Below are 20937 nucleotides of genomic sequence, written 5' to 3'. Positions count from 1 at the left end.
CCTAATACGTCAATTCAAGCTTGAATTAAATGTTAATTTTTGATAATTCCTAATGATTTCCCTACTTTTTCAAAGGCTTTTATAGCTTTATCTAAATATTTTTGAGAATGTGCCGCACTTAATTGCACTCTTATTCTTGCTTTTTCCTTTGGAACAACAGGAAAAAAGAATCCAATGACATAAATTCCTTCTTCTAAAAGCATATCTGCCATCTGCTGAGACAGTTTTGCTTCATATAACATGACTGGTACAATAGCACTCTCGCCATCAATAAAATCAAAGCCTAATTCTTTCATTCCTTTTTTAAAGTATGCCGTGTTAGACTGTACTTTCTCAATCAAGTCTGTACTAGAATCTATCAATTCTAACGCCTTTATCGAGGCGCCAACAATCGAAGGCGCTAGGGAATTGGAAAACAAGTAAGGCCTTGAACGCTGACGCAATATTTCAATAACTTCTTTCTTTGCACAAGTGTAACCGCCCATGGCGCCGCCTAATGCTTTTCCTAAAGTTCCTGTAACGATATCTATTCTACCTAAAACACCTTTTGCTTCTAAAGATCCGCGACCAGTGTCGCCTAGAAATCCTGCGGCATGGCATTCATCTACCATAACTAATGCATCATACTTATCTGCGAGATCACAGATTTTGTCTAATGGTGCCAAAATTCCATCCATGGAGAAAACACCATCGGTTACAATCACTTTATGTCTGGCTCCGTCGTCATTGGCTTTTTGCAACTGCTTCTCTAAATCTGCCATGTCTGCGCTGGCATATCGGTAACGCATTGCTTTACACAAACGAACACCATCAATGATAGAAGCATGATTTAAGGAATCAGAAATAATTGCATCCTCTTTACCTAATAACGGTTCAAAAACGCCACCATTCGCATCAAAACATGCCGCATATAGTATGGTGTCTTCCATACCATAGAATTCGGCGAGTTTTTGTTCCAATTCTTTATGGATGTCTTGAGTTCCACATATAAAGCGAACCGAACTCATTCCAAAACCATGAGAGTCCAACGTATCTTTTGCGGCTTGAATAACTTCAGGATGCGAGCTTAATCCTAAATAATTATTAGCACAGAAGTTAATCACCTCACTACCATCATCTAATGTGATGACTGCATCTTGTGGTGATGTAATAATGCGTTCCTTTTTATAAAGTCCTGCATCTTTGATTTCTTCAAGTTCTTTTTTTAGATAATCTCCTATTGCTCCGTACATAGTTTTCTTCTTTTTCTCAAAGGTAAGAACTCTGTAGGTTCTAGCTCCACTTGACGATGTGCAGATCGTCCGTATAGATCAGTATTTTATGTTCAATGCTGTAACCCATTGATGAAAGTAAATCTGCATAACGATTTACTTGAGTTTTATGTTTTGGACTTTCGTTTCCAGTTTTGTAGTCAATCACCGTAACCTTTTTATCATCAAAAACCAGTCTGTCCGGAATGGATTTGCTGCCATCGCTAGTAAGAATAGCTCGCTCATTAATTGCTTGAATACCATCTTTATAATATTCAGCAAGTTTTGAATCACTTACTATCCTTTGAATTTTTTCATATAGTTTTTTTCCTTCATTATCATCCAGAGACCTGTCCAGACCTATAGCCTTTTCAACACGATCAAGATCATTTACATCTTGAATCATCGATAAGTAATCGTGCAATTGCGTTCCCGCATCAATGGCTTCCATGGCTTCACTGGCCCATAACATTCCCTTTCTGGTAGAAATATCAATACGATCCACTCGTTCGCTAACAAAATAATCCTCCATCAAGATACTTGCTGTAGTTGCTTCAGCTTCTGTAATTCTTGCTGGAGATCCATGATTACTTGTTTTGTATTCTGTTTTCTGTTCTAAACTCCATTTTGAATTTTCCACAAACTCCATGAGGACTTTGCTGTAATTATTTTTTTCCTTTTTATTCTCAAAACAGCTTATAAACAACTGTTCTTTGGCTCTTGTAAATGCTACATATAAGGTGTTGATCTGATCCATTTGCGCTTTGGCAAGCTGCTCATTGTACATCGCTGGCGCTGGTTCTGGATAGAGCAAGCACTCTTTTTTAAGTGATATGTATAAATGTTCAAATCCTAAGTAATTCTCAGCATTTATGGGCATCCATCCTGCTGCATCTCGCATTTCTTCTAATAAAACATCACAGTAGGGAACGATGACCACGGGAAATTCCAATCCTTTGGATTTGTGTATGGTCATGATCTGTATGGCGCTAGGATCCTCTGCGGCTGGTACGCTCAAGCCAGTTTGTTTGTTTTCCCACGATTCCAGAAATCCTGATGCTGTTTTATCGTAGCCAGTTCCAAATTCAAATACGTGTTCTAAAAACGCCTGCAGCCTCATGTCATGATCTTCAAAAAGTCCCAATGCGTCCGCTGCTTTTTCTGTGGCTTGAAATAATGGCGCTTTCGCGAAAGCGAGATACACATCATCATCACCGCTTAAAAGATCTCTAGTCAACACATCAATGTCAGACTGCAAGTGTGACTGAATGAATTGATGGATGAGCGGTTGGTTTTTGAGAACAGCATATTGCAACAAAAACTCATAGCGTGGCTGTTGCTGCTCTGTATACATGCACATGTGCATAAACTGCACCAGCAACTGCACGCGTGGCGATGCAGCGACCAACAAACTGTCTGCAGACACGACACTCATGTCCTGACGCACCAGATAGCGCGCGATCTCATCGCCCTGTTTTTTCTTACGCACTAAAACACAAATCTCGCTAGGCCCAAAACCATTTGTCAGCGCCTGATCAATCTGGCGCTTGACGTGAATAGGATAGACGCTATTTAGTTCAAGATCGGCCTCTAAATTTTCGTTTTCATCACTATCCAAAAAGTCGATCTGGACATAACCACCTGTTTTATCGGTGGATTCCTGATGCAGGAAGTTCTCGTATAGTTCTTTATATAAATCACTGTTCAAATAGCTGCCGTAATGTTTGAAAAGCTCATTGTTGAACTTGATAATCGTGTCAAAACTGCGCCAGTTGGTATCCAGGGTCTCGTTTTGTTTTTCTTGAAGGAACAATTGACCACTTCCTAAAATCCCCAAAAACTGATCTGCATCACCGCCGCGCCAGCGATAAATGGATTGTTTAGCATCGCCTACCAGCATCAAACTACCTTTAGTTCCATCATCCCGCATCTGCACCAACGGATTCTCAATCAATGGCATCAAGTTTTCCCATTGCATCTTGCTGGTATCCTGAAACTCATCTATAAAATAATGACGGTATCGTTCACCCAACCGCTCATAAATAAACGGTGCTGGTTGATCCTTGATCTGTTTGGAAAGAATCCCATTGAATTCATAGATGGGAACGATCTGCTCGTCCTGTTTGATGTTGTCCACCTCATGCATTAATTCATTAAGTAGTGATAATGCGGTTATGGAAGAAAGAGCATTTTGATGAAGCGCGATGGTTCCAGAGTTCTCTTGAAATGTCTGAATCAAGTCTACAAGGTCACTTTGAACGGCATCTATAGTTGATTGGTTGCCGGCACTGGTCGATCCTGCAATGGAATCTGTAAGGGCTTTTTCTAGATATTTTTGTTGGCCATTTGCTGGGATATTGCCCGTTCCTATCTTTTGAATCCAGCCATAAATCCCACGAGATTTTCCTGAGAAATCGTTTTGAGTCAAGCCATTTGAAGTATAATAGTCGAGTAGCTTCTTGCCTTTTGAAATGATATCGGTTTGGGCAGTTTTGATGTAGGAACGTAGTTGCTTGCGCAGTTCAAGAAAATCTTCAATTGATTTTTCCTTGAGTTGCTGGATGTAGTTGTAGTGTGATTCGCTCAATATGAGTACGGCGATGTTGTGCAGATCGAACTCGATGTCCCAGCTTTTGCCGTCATCAATTTTCGAGAGTGAAAAGTCAACCAGTAAATCAGTGAGTTGTTTTTCCTTTCCAGCTCTTGCGATAAGGTTGTGTATGGCTTTAGAAATCAGGCGGCCACTGTCCAACTCAATCTCAAAACCATCGGGTAATTCTACCTCACGCGCAAAAGTTCTAAGGATCCTGTGATTAAAGCTATCAATGGTAACAATATCAAATGCGGCATAATCGTGGAGCAGCTTCTGCTCGATCTTTCTTGCCTTTTTTTGAATGCCGGCGTTGTCCAGACCAGTTTCTGCTTTGATATGGTCCCTAATTGCAATTAGGTTTTGTGGGAGATCTACCTGTGTGAAAGCGTGTAGGTTTTCTAGGATGCGCTGTTTCATTTCTGCAACAGCTTTGTTGGTAAACGTAATGGCGAGAATCTCTCGGTAACCATTGTTGAAATCGCTTTTGAAAAGCAGCGTCAGGTAATCTCTTGCCAGCGTGTAGGTTTTGCCAGAGCCTGCGCTCGCACTATAAAATGTGGTGGGTTGATGTGCCATGCTCAAAGTTAGCAAAATGGCTTTGATATGCGTGATGATGGTAGCTATCTCGCTTTCGCGAAAGCGAACTTATTAGAGTCGTTTTAAAAAACCCATATTGATCGCCACATCATAAGGTACGGAATTAATTCCGCACCTTATGATGTATATTCATAGGCTCATCTTTAAGTATATTATAACACGCGCGATTTTATTGCAGCCCATTCCTACACTAACTTTATGACTTACTGAATTACTAACTAAAAACTTAATATAATGGCTTTTGAATTACCGAAGTTAGATTATGCATACGATGCATTAGAACCACATATAGATGCTAAAACTATGGAAATACACCATACAAAGCATCACCAAGGATATACCGATAAATTGAACAATGCCATCAAAGGCACGGATCATGAAGGAAAAACTATCGAGAATATCCTGAATTCACTGGATATGGAAAACAAAGCAGTTAGAAATAACGGTGGTGGTTTCTATAATCACAAATTGTTCTGGAATATCATGTCTCCAAATGGTGGTGGCGAGCCATCTGGCGAGCTAGCAACCGCGATTGACAAGAAATTTGGAAGTTTTGCAGATTTCAAAACAAAATTCTCTGAAACTGCCAAAGGACAATTTGGTTCAGGATGGGCATTTTTATGTGTGCATGAAGGTGGAAAACTAGATGTATGCGGCTGTCCTAATCAAGACAACCCATTGATGCCAAATACTGGCTGCGGTGGAACTCCTATTTTAGGATTAGATGTATGGGAACACGCTTACTACCTAAATTACCAAAACAGAAGACCAGATTATGTTGAAGCATTCTTCAATGTGATCAATTGGGAAGAAGTTTCTAAATTATATGCTCAGAATAAGTAGTCTGTAGCTTTATAAAATTTGAAAATCCCTTCAACGTTAGTTGAAGGGATTTTTTGTACAATTTAAAAGTAGGTTAGAAAGCTAGATTTGTCATTTGCTTTAGGATGATAGTAAAATCCAACCAATATTTTACTGTCTTGGGCGATATTAATTCTTGACCGATTTCTGGCATCAATCCACTTCGATTCCTTGAGAACAACAATTAGTTCATCATCTATTGTGTTTGCGAAACCATGGATTTCTTCTACTGATTTAATAGATAAATTAGAATTCAATATAATCTGAAATAGCCCAAATTTTTTGTCCAATTCGATACCATCAAATTGCTTTAACTTTCCTCTCAAATCAGATTTCTCACGGTAATTAATTTTATCTATGAAGCTTATATTTTTTGCCTTAAACTCTTCTAAAATTTCAATTTCTCTATCAGATTTGCTTGCCTTATCTAGATAAAGTAAGCCAGAGCACATACCAATTTTAAGAAATCCACCTTTGTTTCTCTGAGAGTAAGCAATAAGATTAGTGCCTTCTGGTATGTAAATACTACAAGAAGATCCAATTTTCCCGTCGCTTCTTCCAGATACGTAAATCGATTTTACCTTTTCTCCTTTAAATAGCTCCTTGATTCTTACATCTGCTCTGTAAAATTCCTCACTTCCTGTATTTGGATACTTTTTAATAATTGTAATGTTTGCAACAAAGTCAGATTGAGCATATTTCGTTGTAATAGTTGGTACAACACAGCTGCAGGCAGTAGAAAAAAATGAAAAGAAAAGAAATATGAGTGGTAAATAGTTTTTCATAATTGCGATGATTAACTAGTCTTCATCAATTATTGATCCAATGTCAGATACAGTTTTTCAGTTCCTTTTAAGAATTGATTCTAATAGATAAATAGCAAAAAATAACATAATTGAACTTTAATAAGCCCTCTCATCATTTCCTTCATAGAAATTGATAAAGGCGCGATTAACAACACGGTTACCACCATCTGTTGGGTAATCACCTGTAAAATACCAGTCGCCAAGATTTTTAGGACATGCTTTATGAAGGTCTTCTACTTTTTGGTAGATGATTTCTACTTTGGCGTTGAGGCCTTCTTCAGAAAGTAATTCTGCTATTTTATCAGAGATCTCTTCATCTGTAAATGGCGCGTAGAATTCTTGAACGTAATTGATGACATCGCGATCTTCATATTCTAATTGAAGTTTGCACTTTTCATAAATATCTTTAATGATCTTTTCGGTGCCGCGATCTTTGTGTAGATGAAGTGCTGCTTGAAATGCAATCAATCCTTCCAGTCTTGCCATGTCGATTCCATAACAATCTGGATAACGTATTTGCGGTGCGCTAGAGACGACCACAATACTTTTAGGATTCAACCGATCCATCATTTTCAGAATAGATTTTTTCAGTGTTGTACCACGTACGATGGAATCGTCGATAATCACTAAATGGTCGGTAGGTTTTACAACACCGTAGGTTACATCATATACGTGCGCTACAAGATCGTCGCGTGAGGAATCCTCAGTGATGAAGGTTCTCAATTTGGCATCTTTGATCGCTATCTTTTCGGTACGCAGCTTTCGCGAAAGCGTTTGCTCCACTTGCTCTGCAGTTAGATTGCCTTCACCTGCGATGATGGCATCTCTTTTTTGCTCGTTCAAAACCTGATGCGCAGCTTCAATCATTCCGTAGAATGAGGTTTCAGCGGTGTTTGGGATGTAAGAGAAAACGCTATTGTCGATGTCGTTATCGATCTTTTCCATGATCTTAGGGAACAATAATCTTCCCAGCATCTTGCGCTCTTGATAAATTTCTGCGTCGCTACCACGAGAGAAATAGATGCGCTCAAAAGAGCAGGCTTTGCGCTCCAATGGCTCGCTTATCTGCTCTAAAGAAACGCTACCGTTTTTCTTGATGATGATCGCTTTACCAGGATCCAACTCATGTACATCTTCAAACTTTGCATTGAATGCTGTCTGGATTACAGGTCGCTCGCTCGCTACTACAACTACTTCATCATCCTGATAGTAATAAGCTGGGCGTATTCCGGCCGGATCGCGCAGTAAAAAGGCATCACCATGACCCATCAAACCTCCCATCGCGTAACCACCATCCCAGTCGCGAGCACTTTTGCGCAAGATTTTTGCGACATTTATTTCTGCAGCAATCTTAGGTGAGGCCTCCATTTTGGAAAGCCCTGCGTTTTTAAACTTCTTGTATAGTTTACGCACCTCGTTATCTTGGAAATGACCTACTTTTTCCATGACCGTGACGGTGTCTGCCATGTCCTTAGGATGCTGACCTAACTCTACCAGCTTATTGAAAAGCTTGAATACGTTGGTCATATTGAAATTCCCAGCCATAATCAGGTTACGGTGCATCCAGTTGTTTTGACGTAAGAAAGGGTGAACAGATTCAATGGAATTCTTTCCAAAAGTTCCATAACGCACGTGACCCATCAATAGTTCACCTACATAGGGAATGCTAGTCTTTTGACCGGCAACATCATCTTTGAGTTTAGGATTGGCAGCCATTTCTTCATTGATGCGACTGTTGATTTGTGCAAAGATGTCTTGAATGGGCTGTGCCGCATTGCTACGTACTCTTGAGATGTAACGCTGACCTGGTTTTACATCTAGTTTGATACTGGCAAAACCAGCGCCGTCCTGACCACGGTTGTGCTGCTTTTCCATCATAAGGTACATTTTGTTGATACCATAAAAAGCGGTACCATACTTTTCCTTATAATATTCCAACGGCTTCAATAACCTGATCAAGGCAATTCCACACTCATGTTTTAACTGGTCGCTCATATTATTTCTAGGGCAAAATGGGTATAAAAAAAGCCCGAGAATTTCCCGGGCGTTATGTTTTAGTTAGTTAGTTCAAATTTTGTGAGCGCTTTAAATTGCTCTAGTCGTTTGCTTATCTCATCGTTGGTAACGGTTTGCATTCTCTCGGTTCCGAATTTCTCCACAGCAAAGGAAGCAAAGTTGGATCCATAGATGATCGCGCGTTTCATATTTTCAAAACTGTAATCACGGCTTGCTGCTAAAAAGCCTGCAAAGCCACCTGCAAAGGTGTCTCCGGCACCAGTTGGATCAAAAACTTCTTCAAGAGGCAATGCCGGTGCAAAGAAGATTTCTTCATTGTGGAACAATAGTGCGCCATGTTCTCCTTTTTTGATCACAACATACTTAGGACCCATTTCATGGATCTTTCTAGCTGCGGCAACAAGGCTGTATTCTCCAGAAAGCTGACGTGCTTCTTCATCGTTAATAGTGATAACGTCAACTTTAGCAATGACATCTTTCAACATGTCTAAGGCACTGTCCATCCAGAAATTCATCGTATCCAGAATATGCAAGTCTGCATCTTTAGTTTGTTCGATAACGCCCAACTGTACACCTGGATGAAGGTTACCCAACATTACTACATTAGCATCCTTGAAATGCTCAGGTACCACTGGATTAAAATCTGCAAGAACATTCAATTCAGTCGCGAGCGTGTCACGAGTGTTCATGTCATTATGGTATTTACCACTCCAGAAAAAGGTCTTGCCGTCTGCAACGATCTCTATTCCTTCTATGTTCATACCACGATCTTTTAACATGGTTAAATAGTTATCGGGAAAATCGCCACCAACGACGCTTACCAGTCCAACTTCAGTATTAAAATGGGATGCGGCCAGTCCTATAAAGGTCGCGGCGCCACCTAGAATTTTATCGGTCTTGCCAAAAGGTGTTTCAATGGCATCAAATGCAACAGTTCCTACTACTACCAACTTACTCATGAAGATCAATTTTGATGCAAAAATACGCCATTTAGTTGGCAATATTTAGTGCGCTAATCATAAGGATTTATGACTTGTTGGCAACAATTTGCTTCAACTCATCACTTTCGATTCGGGACTTCGAGTAACCATTTACCGCAACCTCAATCATAGCTTGGGAAATAACTTCGGGCTCAATAGTTCGATATTTTTTAAGACCGCCGACTAGTAGTGGATCAATTAATTTTTGGAATTTCTTCCATAATGCTTCAAATGTGCGTTTTTCATCGCGCTCGCCACCTATTAGCGCAGGTTGTACAAAATAGGCGTTCTCAAATCCTAGTTGTTCTAGATCGCGCTCCATTTCACCTTTTCCTTTATTGTAGGAGAATCTGCTATCTGGGTCTGCGCCCAGTGCAGATACTGCTACCATCGTGTTGACGCCATTCTTAAGGGCAACTCTTGCCACGGTTATTGGTAAGTCGTGCTCGATGCGATAGTACTCCTTTGGATCAGGAGTTTTCGCTTTAGTTGTTCCCGTACAAATAAATAAGTGATCACCCTTTAAGTGATGCTCAAAAGTCACTGGTTTGAAAAGGTCTGCTTCAAAACTTAGTAGCTTGGAATGCTGTTTTTGAACTCGCTTTCGCGAAAGCGTAATCACCACATTATACCTGCTATCTTCCAGCAATTGTTGTAACAATGTAGATCCAGTAAGTCCTGTTGCACCTATGATAATGGCTTTCAATCCTTGTTTTTTCATTGTTGCAAATTAGCACAGATCTTAGGATTTGTTTCTTAGATTTTAGCCAAGATTTTAAGAGAACACCTTCTGTCAAACGACTAATTTTGCACCATGAATCTGGAAGATCGCAAAATCATACATGTGGATATGGATGCCTTTTATGCATCTGTTGAACAGCTGGATGCTCCAGAATTAAAAGGGAAACCACTTGCCGTTGGTGGTAGCAGCAAGCGTGGCGTTGTGGCGGCAGCGAGTTATGAAGCTAGAAAATATGGTGTACGCAGTGCAATGCCTAGTGTTACTGCAGCTCGACTGTGTCCCGATTTGATTTTTGTCAAAGCACGATTTGAGAGATATCGAGAGGTTTCACAACAAATCAGAGAAATCTTCTTGGACTATACAGATCTGGTCGAGCCGTTATCTCTTGACGAGGCGTATCTAGATGTCACTGAAAACAAGCTTAATTATCCCAGCGCTACCATCATCGCTTACGATATTAGGCGCAGGATCTATGAAACCACAGGACTTACCGCTAGCGCCGGGATTTCCGTCAACAAGTTTATTGCAAAGGTTGCCAGCGATTACAACAAACCTAACGGCCAAAAAACCATCACTCCAGATGAGGTTCTCGAGTTTTTGGAAGAGCTGGAAATCCGGAAATTTCACGGAATAGGAAAAGTAACCGCTGAGAAAATGTATCAGCACGGTATCTTCAATGGCGCCGACTTAAAACTAAAAACCAAAGAATTTCTCGCAGAGCACTATGGCAAAAGCGGTTTGCACTATTACAACATTGTACGAGGTATTCACAAAAGCGCCGTAAAACCTGACCGAATTCGAAAATCGCTGGGAGCAGAGCGTACGTTCTCTGACAACATCTCCAGTGAGATTTTCATGATGGAGCGACTCAACCAGATCGCCGAAGAAATCGAACGCCGACTCGCAAAAAATAATGTCGCTGGGAAAACGGTCACTCTCAAAATTAAATACAGTGATTTCAAGATGCAGACGCGCAGTAAAACCATTGCGAATTACATCAACAAAAAAGAAGAAATCCTAGAAATCGCTACAGAGCTGGTACGTCAGGAATCCTTTCGCGAAAGTGTGCGTCTTCTGGGACTTTCACTGAGCAATTTAAATACAGAGGACAAAGAAGAGGAAGAACCTGTCGAAGTGCAACTAGAGTTTGAGTTTTGATTGCTGTCAGTGCAAACTAAAAAAGCTGGAAAACACTTCATGATTTTCCAGCTTTGCTATTATTCAAAAATTTGTAATCTAATCTACCTCGCTAACTCTTAGGGTATTTACCATCCCTTTTTCAGTTACTGGCATAGCAGCTAGATTAATAAGGAAATCTCCTTTTTCTACAAACTTCTTGTCTTTTGCAAATTTATTTACGTCTTCAATCGTCTCATCTGTACTCACAAAACGATCGTAGTTGAATGCTTGAACACCCCAAAGCAAACTAAGTTGTGTCAATATGCGGCTATTGCTTGTAAATGTCAAGATATGGGCAGCTGGTCTCCAGGCGCTTATCTGGAACGCGGTATAACCAGAATTAGTCATTGTGGTAATCGCCTTGGCATTGATCTCATCAGCCATTTTTGCAGCGTGGTAACAAATTGATTTTGTGATGTAACGTTTGGTTTTGATATGCGGTGCATCGTGAGGTACTTTGATCAATTCACTGTCCTCAACAGCACGGCAAATACTCGCCATTTTCTCAATCACCTGAACTGGGTATTGTCCCACAGATGTTTCTCCTGAAAGCATCACAGCATCGGCACCATCCATAACGGAGTTGGCTACATCATTCACTTCTGCTCTGGTAGGAGTAAGGCTGGTAATCATCGTTTCCATCATTTGCGTTGCGATGATCACTGGAATTCTTGCGTTTTTAGCTTTAAGTACCAGTTGCTTTTGAATCAATGGAACTTCATGCGCAGGGATTTCAACACCTAGATCACCACGAGCGACCATAAGACCATCACAATAAGCCACAATCTTGTCGATGTTTCTAACTGCTTCTGGTTTTTCGATTTTAGCAACGATAGGAATCTTGTGCTCAGAATGTTCTTTAATCAAATCTTGCAATTGGATCAAATCACGACTGTGGCGCACAAAAGAAAGTGCCATCCAATCTACCTGCAATTCACAGGCAAATTTTGCATCAACGATATCCTTTTCAGTCAATGCAGGAAGAGAAACGTTAGTCTGTGGCAAGTTCACTCCTTTTTTAGAACGTAGTGGACCACCTTGAATAACTTTAGTCACAACATTACTCTCACGATCTGTAGAGATGACCTCAAACATAAGTTTACCGTCATCCAATAATATGCGCTCACCGGCTTGTACGTCTTTAGGAAATTGATCGTAGTTCATATAAACACGCTCTGCCGTTCCCTTGAATGGTTTACCGGTAGAAAATGTGATCTGATCACCAGGTTTTACGACAACCTCTTCAGACATCACTCCTACACGCAGCTTAGGGCCTTGAAGGTCTCCTAGGATACCAGTAGCAAAGCCATGTTCTTTATTGAGATCACGTATCATCTGAACGCGTTCTTTTACAGCCTCGTGATCTGCATGCGAAAAGTTGATTCTAAAAACATTCACACCTGCGCGTATCATTTCTAGTAAAACTTCTTTTGTTGATGTTGCCGGCCCTAGAGTGGCAACTATTTTGGTCTTCTTAAGATTGCTATTCATTATTCAAAAATTAAATAATCCGTATTTTTTATAGTGGCAGTATCTGTTTGATATACAGATATCACCTGCGGTATTTGGTTTAAATCGCTCAATAATTTTTTGAGCGGGAAATGTTCTGGATCCTTCTCGATTTTCAAGAAATAATCCACTGTGCGATATTCTTTTATTAAAGTTGATTTGATTTCATCTACTTGATTGGTGGCAAACAAACCAGCGCTTGAGATCGATTTGATTTGCGCTTTGCAATGATTGGGAATCAAATATAATGAAGCATTTTGATCAACATCCCTATAATGATAAACAGGATACCTGGCAATATAATCCTGCAAAGTAATGTCTTGATCCTTTAACTGTCGTTTAAAGCAAACCTTGAGATACTTATTTATAAAATAAGCCATTCTATAGGGTTCTGTTGTGGAATGGATTCCTATGAGCACAAATGGCTCTTCTTCCATATCCCAGTCTACTAATTTATGAACACCCATAAGAAATCAATCTACAAAAGTAACCTACTACTGTTTGTTGAGCAGTGTTTGAAGGCTACAAGTTTATTTACGCAAACGTTATCGTTGATAATTAAGTACTGATTTATAAGGTTTTCGCTTTCGCGAAAGCGAAATAAACGACCATCCTAAACACAACTATAGATTACGCTTTTGAAGAAATTTTATCCTGCAATGCAAAAAACGCACGTTTACTCGCTTTCTCCTCTGCCTTTTTCTTTGATGTAGCACGAGCTTTTGCAATTACCTTTTTATCAATGGAAAACTTCACAGCAAAATGTCTCACCTCATTGAAACCAGTGTCCTCATAAACATCAAAATCAAAGACCTTCTTGTTTTTTTGACACCACTCGATCAATAAACTCTTATAGGAAATAACTTTTCCTTCCAGTTTTTGAATGTCCACGTAAGGCTCAACGACTTTGCTACAAATGAATTTTTTACAAGCTGAATAACCTCTATCGAGATATACAGCTCCAACTAGTGCTTCAAAAAGATTCCCGTAGATATTATTACCAAAATGTTGAGGCGGCACTTGAGTTTTAGCAAAGTTGAGCAGTCCAAAATCTTGACCCAACTCATTAAGGTGTTCCCGACTAACAATTTTTGAACGCATCTTAGTCAAATATCCTTCATCGCCGCTGGGTACTTCATTGTAGATATATTCCGCAATGATGGCTCCTAGAATGGCATCGCCTAAAAATTCTAGGCGCTCATAACTAATTACATTGCCATCTTCACATTTAAGTCCCATGGACTTGTGTGTAAATGCCGTGTGATAAATGTTGATATTCTTGGGAGTAAGCCCAGTAATCGCTTTCATGCCTTTAAGCAATACCTCTGAATCTACTTCTAACGATGATGGCTTGCGAGAGGAGAAAAGGCTTTTGATTCTATTCATCTGATCATTTTCAGAATCTAGATTTTTCTAAAGGCTATACAGCAGTTGTGACCTCCAAAACCGAAGGTGTTGCTCAAAGCAACTTTGACCTCACGTTTTTCTGCATTGTTTAAAACAAGATGCAAACTAGGGTCAATGTTTTCGTCTACTGTGGAGTGGTTGATGGTTGGTGGTACTATTCCATGATTAATAGCCATTACACTAGCAATAGATTCAATGGCGCCGGCAGCACCTAAAAGGTGACCGGTCATGGATTTTGTGGAGTTGATACTAATGTTGGGAGCGTGATCACCAAAAACGGCTTTAATCGCTTTAAGTTCTGCAACATCACCCAGTGGTGTTGAGGTACCGTGAGTATTGATGTGATCTACATCTTCGGGATTGATTCCAGAATTCTCCAATGTGTTTTTCATTACTGCAATGACTCCTTTTCCTTCTGGATCTGGAGCGGTAATGTGGTATGCATCGCTGGAGAATCCACCGCCTATAACTTCGGCATAGATTCTTGCTCCGCGAGCTTTTGCGTATTCATAACTTTCAAGAACCAGCGCTCCTGCACCTTCACCTAGAACAAAACCGTCTCTGGTTGCGTCAAAAGGTCTACTTGCAGTTTCTGGACTCTCGTTGCGGGTAGAAAGCGCATGCATGGCGTTGAAACCACCCATTCCAGCTTGAGTTACCGCAGCTTCAGAACCACCAGTGACAATAACATCACAGTGTCCCAAGCGTATATAATTCATGGCGTCGAGCATCGCATTTGCACTCGATGCACAGGCAGAAACCGTCGTATAGTTAGGTCCCATAAAACCATACTTGATGGAAATATGAGCCGGCGCGATGTCTGCAATCATTTTAGGTATAAAGAAAGGGTTGAATCGCGGCGTACCGTTACCGTTGGCAAACGCCTTAACCTCTTCCTGAAAAGTTTCCAGGCCGCCTATACCGGCGCCCCAGATAACACCGACTCTATTCTTATCAATAGAGTCGGTATCAAGTCCGGAGTCAGCTATCGCCTCGTCACCAGCAACCACAGCGTACTGTGCAAACCGGTCCATGCGTCTAGCTTCCTTACGGTCTATGAAATCTTCGACTTTGAAGTCTTTGAGTTCACAAGCGAATTTTGTCTTGAAATGTTCCGTATCAAAATAGGTAATATCGGCACAGCCGCTCTTTCCTGCTTTCAATGCTTCCCAGTACTCCTCTAGGTTATTACCTATAGGTGTTAGGGCGCCCATTCCTGTAATGACAACTCGCTTTAATTCCATGTACTCTTGTTTAAGCTTTTGCTTCTTCTATATAGGAAACAGCTTGACCTACAGTAGCGATGTTTTCTGCTTGATCATCTGGGATTTGAATATCAAATTCCTTTTCAAATTCCATGATTAGCTCAACGGTGTCAAGTGAGTCAGCGCCCAGGTCATTTGTGAAGCTCGCTTCAGTTACCACCTCATTCTCGTCAACGCCTAGTTTGTCAACGATAATCGCTTTTACTCTTGATGCAATGTCAGACATAATAATCTTGTTTTAATTTTTAATGAATGGCAAAAATAACAAACTTTGCGACAAAACCGCATTTATTAAATTTATGTGAAGATGATTTTGGGGTTTATGACAAGTCGTGGATAGTGCATGGTTATATTTGATTTATGAAGAAAATAGTGATTTTTGCAAGTGGTGGTGGCAGTAATGCTCAAGCAATCCTTGATTATTTTGAGGATTCCGTAAATATTTCTGTAGTGTTGATTTTAACAAATAACGCTAATGCAGGAGTGTTGGAACGTGTAAAGAAAGCTGGTGTTGCTGGGATGAGTTTTAACAAGTACGCTTTCGCGAAAGCGAACTCCATTCATCATCTCCTTAAAAGTATAGATCCAGACCTGATCGTCCTCGCTGGATTTTTATGGAAGTTTCCAGATTTCTTGATCGCAGATTTCCCAAACAAGATCATCAATATCCATCCCGCATTATTACCTAAATATGGAGGTAAAGGAATGTACGGTATGAATGTTCATAAAGCCGTGGTGGAAAATGGAGAGCAAGAAAGCGGCATTACCATCCACTACGTGAATGAAAATTATGATGAAGGTGGTGTCATCCACCAAGTCAGTCGCAAGCTGAATACTACTGATACTGCAGAAGACGTAGCCCGCAAAGTATTGCAGTTAGAGCACGAGCATTTCCCTAAAATCATAGAAAGTCTTTTAAGCTGATGGATCAAGTGCATATATATACGGACGGCAGCTCACGAGGCAATCCAGGACCTGGAGGTTATGGGATTGTGATGGAACAGGTAGGCAAAAATTTCAAAAAGGAGTTTGCCCAAGGTTACCGCAAAACGACCAATAACCGTATGGAATTACTCGCAGTCATTGTTGCACTAGAGAAAATAAAGAAACCAGAAATTCCTATCACTGTTTTTACCGACAGTAAATATGTAAGTGATGCGGTCAATAAAAAATGGATTGACGGCTGGATACGTCGCAAATGGAAAAATGTTAAGAACGTTGATCTATGGAAACGTTTTATAAAAGCTTTTAATAAAGCACCAGCTAGATTTGTCTGGATCAAAGGCCACAATGATCATCCTCAAAATGAGCGTTGTGACCAGCTCGCGGTATATGCTGCAAAGAATAAAGAAAATCATTTAGTTGATGAAGGTTATGAAGCTGGTGAAAAGGATTTATTTAAAAAATGATGCAAGAAATAGAACGCAAATTCTTAATCAAGAATACAGAATTCCTTGAGGATATGAATGGCTTTAAAATCGTTCAGGGCTATTTGAGCAACGACCCAAAGCGTAATGTACGAGTTCGCATCAAAGGCGACCTGGCGTTTATAACTATAAAAGGAATGTCTAACGAATCAGGTTTAAGCCGATTTGAATGGGAAAAAGAAATTGATGTTAAAGAAGCTGAAGAACTTCTTAAGTTGTGTCTTCCTGGTGTTATTGAGAAAACCCGATATGAAATTGCCTCAGGTGATCACACTTTTGAAGTAGACATTTTTGAAGGCGAAAACAAAGGTCTCATCATCGCAGAGGTTGAGCTAAAGTCTGAAGATGAAGCTTTTGAGAAGCCAGAATGGCTAGGTGATGAAGTTACTGGTGATGTAAGGTATTATAATTCATACTTATCCACGCAACCTTTTGCAGCTTGGAGCATCTAGTTAAAACTAATCAACGCTATTATGAAAAATTTACTGGTATCCTTATTGTTTTTAACGAGTATAACCCTCGTGGCTGCTCAAGAACAATCACTGCCATATGACTATAGGACGACTGAACAAACAACTAATTTTTCAGTTCAAGCGGGAATCAACCTAGCAAATCTTACCGAAGGCCAAGACTTTCAAAATAGAATTGGAATGAATGCGGCACTTCTTGCTTCCTTCAAATTTTCAAATCCAAAATTTAGTTTTACAACCGGTCTATCCTATTCTCAGCTAGGAGCTAAAAGAAATGGGTCTTTTCCTAATCCTGCAGACGGTCCCAATATAGATTATGAAGCAACTTTACAGCTTGACTATTTAGTGGTTCCTCTATTAGTAGAATATGAGGTTATTCCTAACTATTCTATATTTCTAGGTCCGCAAGTTGGGTTTTTAATTGATAATTCAGAGAAATATGAATTGGTTGAGGATGCTTTTGGTACGACAGGTCAAAATTTTGAACTTGAACCAGAGAACATTCAAAAATCGTACTTATCCATAACCTTAGGGGCTAAAGCTTTTTTATATAGCAACTTCTTCATTAAAGCTCAGTATGAAGTTGGTTTATATGACATATTTAAGGACGAACAGTTCCCGCAGGATGCTGGACGTACATTCTCATTTGATAACTTTAGACATTCTGTTTTAACAGCAACTTTAGGCTATCAGCTTTAAATAATGGTCGAAACAATCCTCTTCCCAACAGAATTCCCGCTTTCAAATTTAGGCAGCTCAAGATCCATTTCTCTGGCTTTTTGAACGTAATAGGTTTTACGTGATTTATGCGGCTCGCTTATCGCATGGATTATAGGCTTGTCAATATGTCCTGCAATCACACCAGATATAGTTTCAATCAAATAGTCTCGACTTGTGAGATTTACGGGAGCATCGGGATTTGATAAATCTTTCTTTCCAGCGAGATATTTTACAGGATGACGATCGATGCCTATCAATCCTCCGGGACGTATTATGGTAGTTTTTGCGTTAGCATTTTTAATAGCCTCTTCTGCAGCGATGAGTTTTTTGCCTTTAGTATCTGTTGCGTTAGGCAGGTCGTTTTCTGTATAGGTTGGGATGTCGCCGGTATCTTCAAAAACTGATGTGGTTGAGATGTAGATAAGCTGCTCAATATTGGAATGTGCTTCTACATTTCTCATCAATAACTTAATACGACCCTCATAATCACTTTGCGGATTTGACCTCAACCCTGGCGGTATGTTCAGCACTAACATATTAAGCCCTTCCAAAAACTCCTCAATACCGCCATCGATAAAGTTCTCTTGCAGTTCAACCACATATGGATCGATTCCAGCTTTGCGCAGTTCATTTAGTTTAGAGATCTGGGTCGTGGTGCCCTTGATATTGAATCCGTGTTTTAAAAGCTGGACGGCGAGTGGTTTTCCCAACCAGCCGCAGCCCATAATGCCTATGGTATTACTCATTAAATGTTGGGTTTGTGGTGATATGTTTTTGAACTACAACAGCGTCATTCAATACAAATGGCATAGGCATCGCATTTTCTGGTCTAGCCGATACTCCAAATGCCGGTTGTTCCAAAAGATCAAAACTTGCTGCATAGACATCAAATTCTGGAGATTGTGAGGCGTCAAAAGTAAGTTCCATGACCAATGGAGATTTATTAGATACATAATAAGATATGATCCTACTGTTGCGACGGTTTGAGAACGGCACTCCATTTTCATCTTTGGGAACTTCAACACCATTGACTATGGCGTTGGTAAATTGGAATTTTGGATCGCGAAATACTTCCCAACGCTCCACTTTTCTATCGCTGCGTATCAATAACTTAATCGTCCTCAAACCGTTAACGGTGGAATCTGCCGTGATCTGGTTTTCTATTTCTGGTAGATTTACTGGTTGAGCTCTGTTGACATAGGTAAACCTGCCGTTATATTTTGAGTCCACTGTATTCTCGTTGACCTCATCGGCGGTTTGTGGTTTGTCGCCTAGTTTTTGTTTGGTCCAGTCGCTTAAATTGTTGTCGTAGGTTGCCCATTGTGCCGTTTGTGAATCGGCATCAAATAGATAGACTAAGCTCGTTTTTTGTGGTGATGTTGTAGAGAATTCCGCTTTCGTGAAAGCGAGAACAACAAAAACTCCGCACAGAATGAAAGACAGGAATGCCAGCACATTCTTCTTGCGATAATGTCCCAAAATAGGTACAAGCAACCCAAAGACAAGCACGGTCAATACTGCTGCTACAAAAAGAATATTCATTCCTAGAGCAACCGGAAAGGCCGCAATAAAAGGGACAAAAATAAAGATAACGGGAATGGCGAGGAGCAGCATGATGATGTAGCTGGGACGTTTTTGATAGATGTTGAGCCACAATAAAAACAAGCCAGAAATTAACGGAACGATGAAAAATCCTGCACCTGGAAGGTAGGCCGCGGGAATCAATCCAGAATCTCCCACGGGAAAAGCAACGATCAAACAAATGATCCATAGCAGAATCAACGGTGCCACGCTATGACTCGCAACTCGGGTCTTTTTATAAAATAAATGATAGAGTAAAAAAGCCACGGCTATGCCGAAAAAGGCAGCAGCTGCAATCCATAAATAGCCGGTGGCTGGAAAAACATTGGGTTGTTCCAAATAAAATGGGAGCGTTCTAAGTGTCTGCCAAGTAAACGTAGGAACCAAATAAGCTAGTGCCAAACTGCCCAGAAATGGTACAAATCCTAGTAACATTTGCCCTACCGAAATGCGTTTTTTTACAAACCCATAAATAATCAGAGCAAGTAAAACGATGCCACTAACAATGATTAGGATCGACATCCAACTAAAAGGATAACTGACCATTCCAAGAATAGGTAAAGGGAAATAAATATCGTCTGTACCTACTTCTGTTTTATAACCGTCTGATAAATCTGTGCTTGCGAAATAACTTAGTAATGGCATCAAATAACTGCCTTGATGGGCAAGTGTATTACGGTCCAGATTTTCGTAATTATCCAGTTGAGTATGGTAATCAATATGATCGCCTATGAATGCAAAGTTGAGACCGTTGATATCGCCATCTTCACGCATCACAGTAAGATCTGTGTCATTAGGCAGTTTTTTGTAGATGCTGTAAGCGAGCGAGTTGGCTACTGGATAATCAACATCTGCCTCTTTGAAAGCATTTATAATCTCCCGGTTGCCGCCATTGGTTTCTACCAGCATATAACTAGGACCACCACTACCGCGAGATTCAAAATTGAGAATCATTTTGATATCGTCTGTATAGCGATGATTGTTGACAAAATAATCGGCGCCGTTTAGGCCTATTTCCTCTGCATCTGTGATAAGGATGATGATATCGTTGACAGGCTTATTATCGGTTAGGTATGCGCGAACTCCTTCTAATATAGTTGCCACTCCAGATGCCGCATCACTAGCACCCAACGAGCTATGCGGATCACTATCATAGTGCGTCATTAGAGCAATAGCATTACCTGTGTTTCCAGTACCTGGAATGCGGGAAATGATATTGCTGGGTCGTGCCAGGTTGCCATACTCATCTATGGTGAAACCTGTCTGGATTTCTACTTTGAGGCCCATTTTTTCAAGCTCACGTTTGATGTAGATTCGGTTGGTTTCATGAGTTGGGCTACCTACATAATGTGGTTCTTTGGAAAGCTCTCTCACGTGAGTTAAGGCTCTCGCTGTGGACCATTCATTTTCAGGCAGGTTATTCTTGACACTGCTGCTGGGCGTCTGGCTTTCAAACGCGTACCAGATCATGGCTATTAATATCAAAAAGGAAAAAGCAGAAGTCACATGGGATTTAGCTCTCATAGTATCAGGT

19 protein-coding genes are annotated in these 20937 nt (G+C 40.3%); 6 read left to right on the top strand and 13 right to left on the bottom strand.

Annotated features, from left to right (window positions below; translation table 11 throughout):
* Positions 1–32 precede the first annotated feature (32 nt).
* On the bottom strand, positions 33–1232 hold the full coding sequence (gene kbl, locus BLO34_RS10200; protein ID WP_090755024.1) for a glycine C-acetyltransferase: 1200 nt from the start codon (positions 1230–1232) through the stop codon (positions 33–35).
* Positions 1233–1272: 40 nt separating this feature from the next.
* On the bottom strand, positions 1273–4419 hold the full coding sequence (locus tag BLO34_RS10195; RefSeq protein ID WP_090755022.1) for a UvrD-helicase domain-containing protein: 3147 nt from the start codon (positions 4417–4419) through the stop codon (positions 1273–1275).
* A 255-nt stretch (positions 4420–4674) separates the two neighbouring features.
* Between BLO34_RS10195 and BLO34_RS10190 the strand changes: the two genes are divergently transcribed.
* The gene (locus BLO34_RS10190) at positions 4675–5283 is read left to right on the top strand and encodes a superoxide dismutase (RefSeq protein ID WP_090755020.1); all 609 of its coding nucleotides are present in this window, start codon (positions 4675–4677) and stop codon (positions 5281–5283) included.
* 62 nt (positions 5284–5345) lie between these two features.
* Here the strand turns inward: BLO34_RS10190 and BLO34_RS10185 are convergent, their stop codons facing one another.
* The 4 genes from BLO34_RS10185 to BLO34_RS10170 all read right to left on the bottom strand — a co-directional run bounded on the left by BLO34_RS10185 (position 5346) and on the right by BLO34_RS10170 (position 9824).
* Positions 5346–6086 (bottom strand): hypothetical protein, encoded by a 741-nt coding sequence (locus tag BLO34_RS10185; protein ID WP_090755018.1) that lies wholly within the window; start codon positions 6084–6086, stop codon positions 5346–5348.
* 117 nt (positions 6087–6203) lie between these two features.
* Positions 6204–8102, bottom strand: coding sequence for an amidophosphoribosyltransferase (locus tag BLO34_RS10180; protein ID WP_090755016.1), 1899 nt, complete (start codon positions 8100–8102; stop codon positions 6204–6206).
* Between the two features lie 59 nt (positions 8103–8161).
* Positions 8162–9082: a PfkB family carbohydrate kinase gene (locus BLO34_RS10175; protein WP_090755014.1), complete on the bottom strand. Its 921-nt coding sequence runs from the start codon at positions 9080–9082 to the stop codon at positions 8162–8164.
* 67 nt (positions 9083–9149) lie between these two features.
* Positions 9150–9824 carry an NAD(P)H-binding protein gene (locus BLO34_RS10170; RefSeq protein WP_090755012.1) on the bottom strand — a complete coding sequence of 225 codons (675 nt, stop codon included), beginning with the start codon at positions 9822–9824 and terminating at the stop codon, positions 9150–9152.
* A 93-nt stretch (positions 9825–9917) separates the two neighbouring features.
* Here BLO34_RS10170 and dinB point away from each other — a divergent pair, with 93 nt between their 5' ends.
* Positions 9918–11003, top strand: a complete 1086-nt coding sequence (gene dinB, locus BLO34_RS10165; protein WP_090755010.1) for a DNA polymerase IV — start codon at positions 9918–9920, stop codon at positions 11001–11003.
* A gap of 78 nt (positions 11004–11081) precedes the next feature.
* On the opposite strand, the gene pyk is transcribed toward dinB, so the two are convergent.
* The 5 genes from pyk to BLO34_RS10140 form a co-directional block, all read right to left on the bottom strand.
* Positions 11082–12515, bottom strand: a complete 1434-nt coding sequence (gene pyk, locus BLO34_RS10160; protein ID WP_090755008.1) for a pyruvate kinase — start codon at positions 12513–12515, stop codon at positions 11082–11084.
* Positions 12515–13000: an IPExxxVDY family protein gene (locus tag BLO34_RS10155; protein ID WP_090755006.1), complete on the bottom strand. Its 486-nt coding sequence runs from the start codon at positions 12998–13000 to the stop codon at positions 12515–12517. Before BLO34_RS10155 ends, pyk begins: the two co-directional genes overlap by 1 nt.
* 163 nt (positions 13001–13163) lie before the next feature.
* A complete protein-coding gene (gene rnc / locus BLO34_RS10150) occupies positions 13164–13919 on the bottom strand; it encodes a ribonuclease III (RefSeq protein WP_090755003.1) in 756 nt (251 codons plus the stop codon).
* Positions 13920–13936: 17 nt separating this feature from the next.
* The gene (fabF, locus tag BLO34_RS10145; protein WP_090755001.1) at positions 13937–15184 is read right to left on the bottom strand and encodes a beta-ketoacyl-ACP synthase II; all 1248 of its coding nucleotides are present in this window, start codon (positions 15182–15184) and stop codon (positions 13937–13939) included.
* A gap of 10 nt (positions 15185–15194) precedes the next feature.
* Positions 15195–15431 carry an acyl carrier protein gene (locus tag BLO34_RS10140; RefSeq protein ID WP_015361896.1) on the bottom strand — a complete coding sequence of 79 codons (237 nt, stop codon included), beginning with the start codon at positions 15429–15431 and terminating at the stop codon, positions 15195–15197.
* 134 nt (positions 15432–15565) lie between these two features.
* Between BLO34_RS10140 and BLO34_RS10135 the strand changes: the two genes are divergently transcribed.
* The 4 genes from BLO34_RS10135 to BLO34_RS10120 are packed head-to-tail and all read left to right on the top strand — an operon-like array spanning position 15566 to position 17801.
* Positions 15566–16129, top strand: a complete 564-nt coding sequence (locus BLO34_RS10135; RefSeq protein ID WP_090754999.1) for a phosphoribosylglycinamide formyltransferase — start codon at positions 15566–15568, stop codon at positions 16127–16129.
* The gene (gene rnhA, locus BLO34_RS10130; RefSeq protein WP_090754997.1) at positions 16129–16614 is read left to right on the top strand and encodes a ribonuclease HI; all 486 of its coding nucleotides are present in this window, start codon (positions 16129–16131) and stop codon (positions 16612–16614) included. Before BLO34_RS10135 ends, rnhA begins: the two co-directional genes overlap by 1 nt.
* Entirely contained in the window at positions 16614–17084 is a 471-nt protein-coding gene (locus tag BLO34_RS10125; protein ID WP_090756603.1) for a CYTH domain-containing protein, read from the top strand. The genes rnhA and BLO34_RS10125 overlap by 1 nt, the downstream gene beginning before the upstream one ends.
* Before the next feature lie 21 nt (positions 17085–17105).
* Positions 17106–17801: a porin family protein gene (locus BLO34_RS10120; RefSeq protein WP_090754995.1), complete on the top strand. Its 696-nt coding sequence runs from the start codon at positions 17106–17108 to the stop codon at positions 17799–17801.
* On the opposite strand, the gene BLO34_RS10115 is transcribed toward BLO34_RS10120, so the two are convergent.
* Both BLO34_RS10115 and BLO34_RS10110 read right to left on the bottom strand, forming a co-directional pair.
* Positions 17798–18568, bottom strand: coding sequence for an NAD(P)H-binding protein (locus tag BLO34_RS10115; protein WP_090754993.1), 771 nt, complete (start codon positions 18566–18568; stop codon positions 17798–17800). The genes BLO34_RS10120 and BLO34_RS10115 overlap by 4 nt on opposite strands.
* Positions 18561–20927 carry a M28 family peptidase gene (locus BLO34_RS10110; RefSeq protein ID WP_090754991.1) on the bottom strand — a complete coding sequence of 789 codons (2367 nt, stop codon included), beginning with the start codon at positions 20925–20927 and terminating at the stop codon, positions 18561–18563. Before BLO34_RS10110 ends, BLO34_RS10115 begins: the two co-directional genes overlap by 8 nt.
* Positions 20928–20937 lie beyond the last annotated feature (10 nt).

The sequence above is a fragment of the Nonlabens sp. Hel1_33_55 genome, from assembly GCF_900101765.1.
Classification (GTDB): domain Bacteria; phylum Bacteroidota; class Bacteroidia; order Flavobacteriales; family Flavobacteriaceae; genus Nonlabens.
This window is presented reverse-complemented; position numbering and strand designations above follow the sequence as displayed.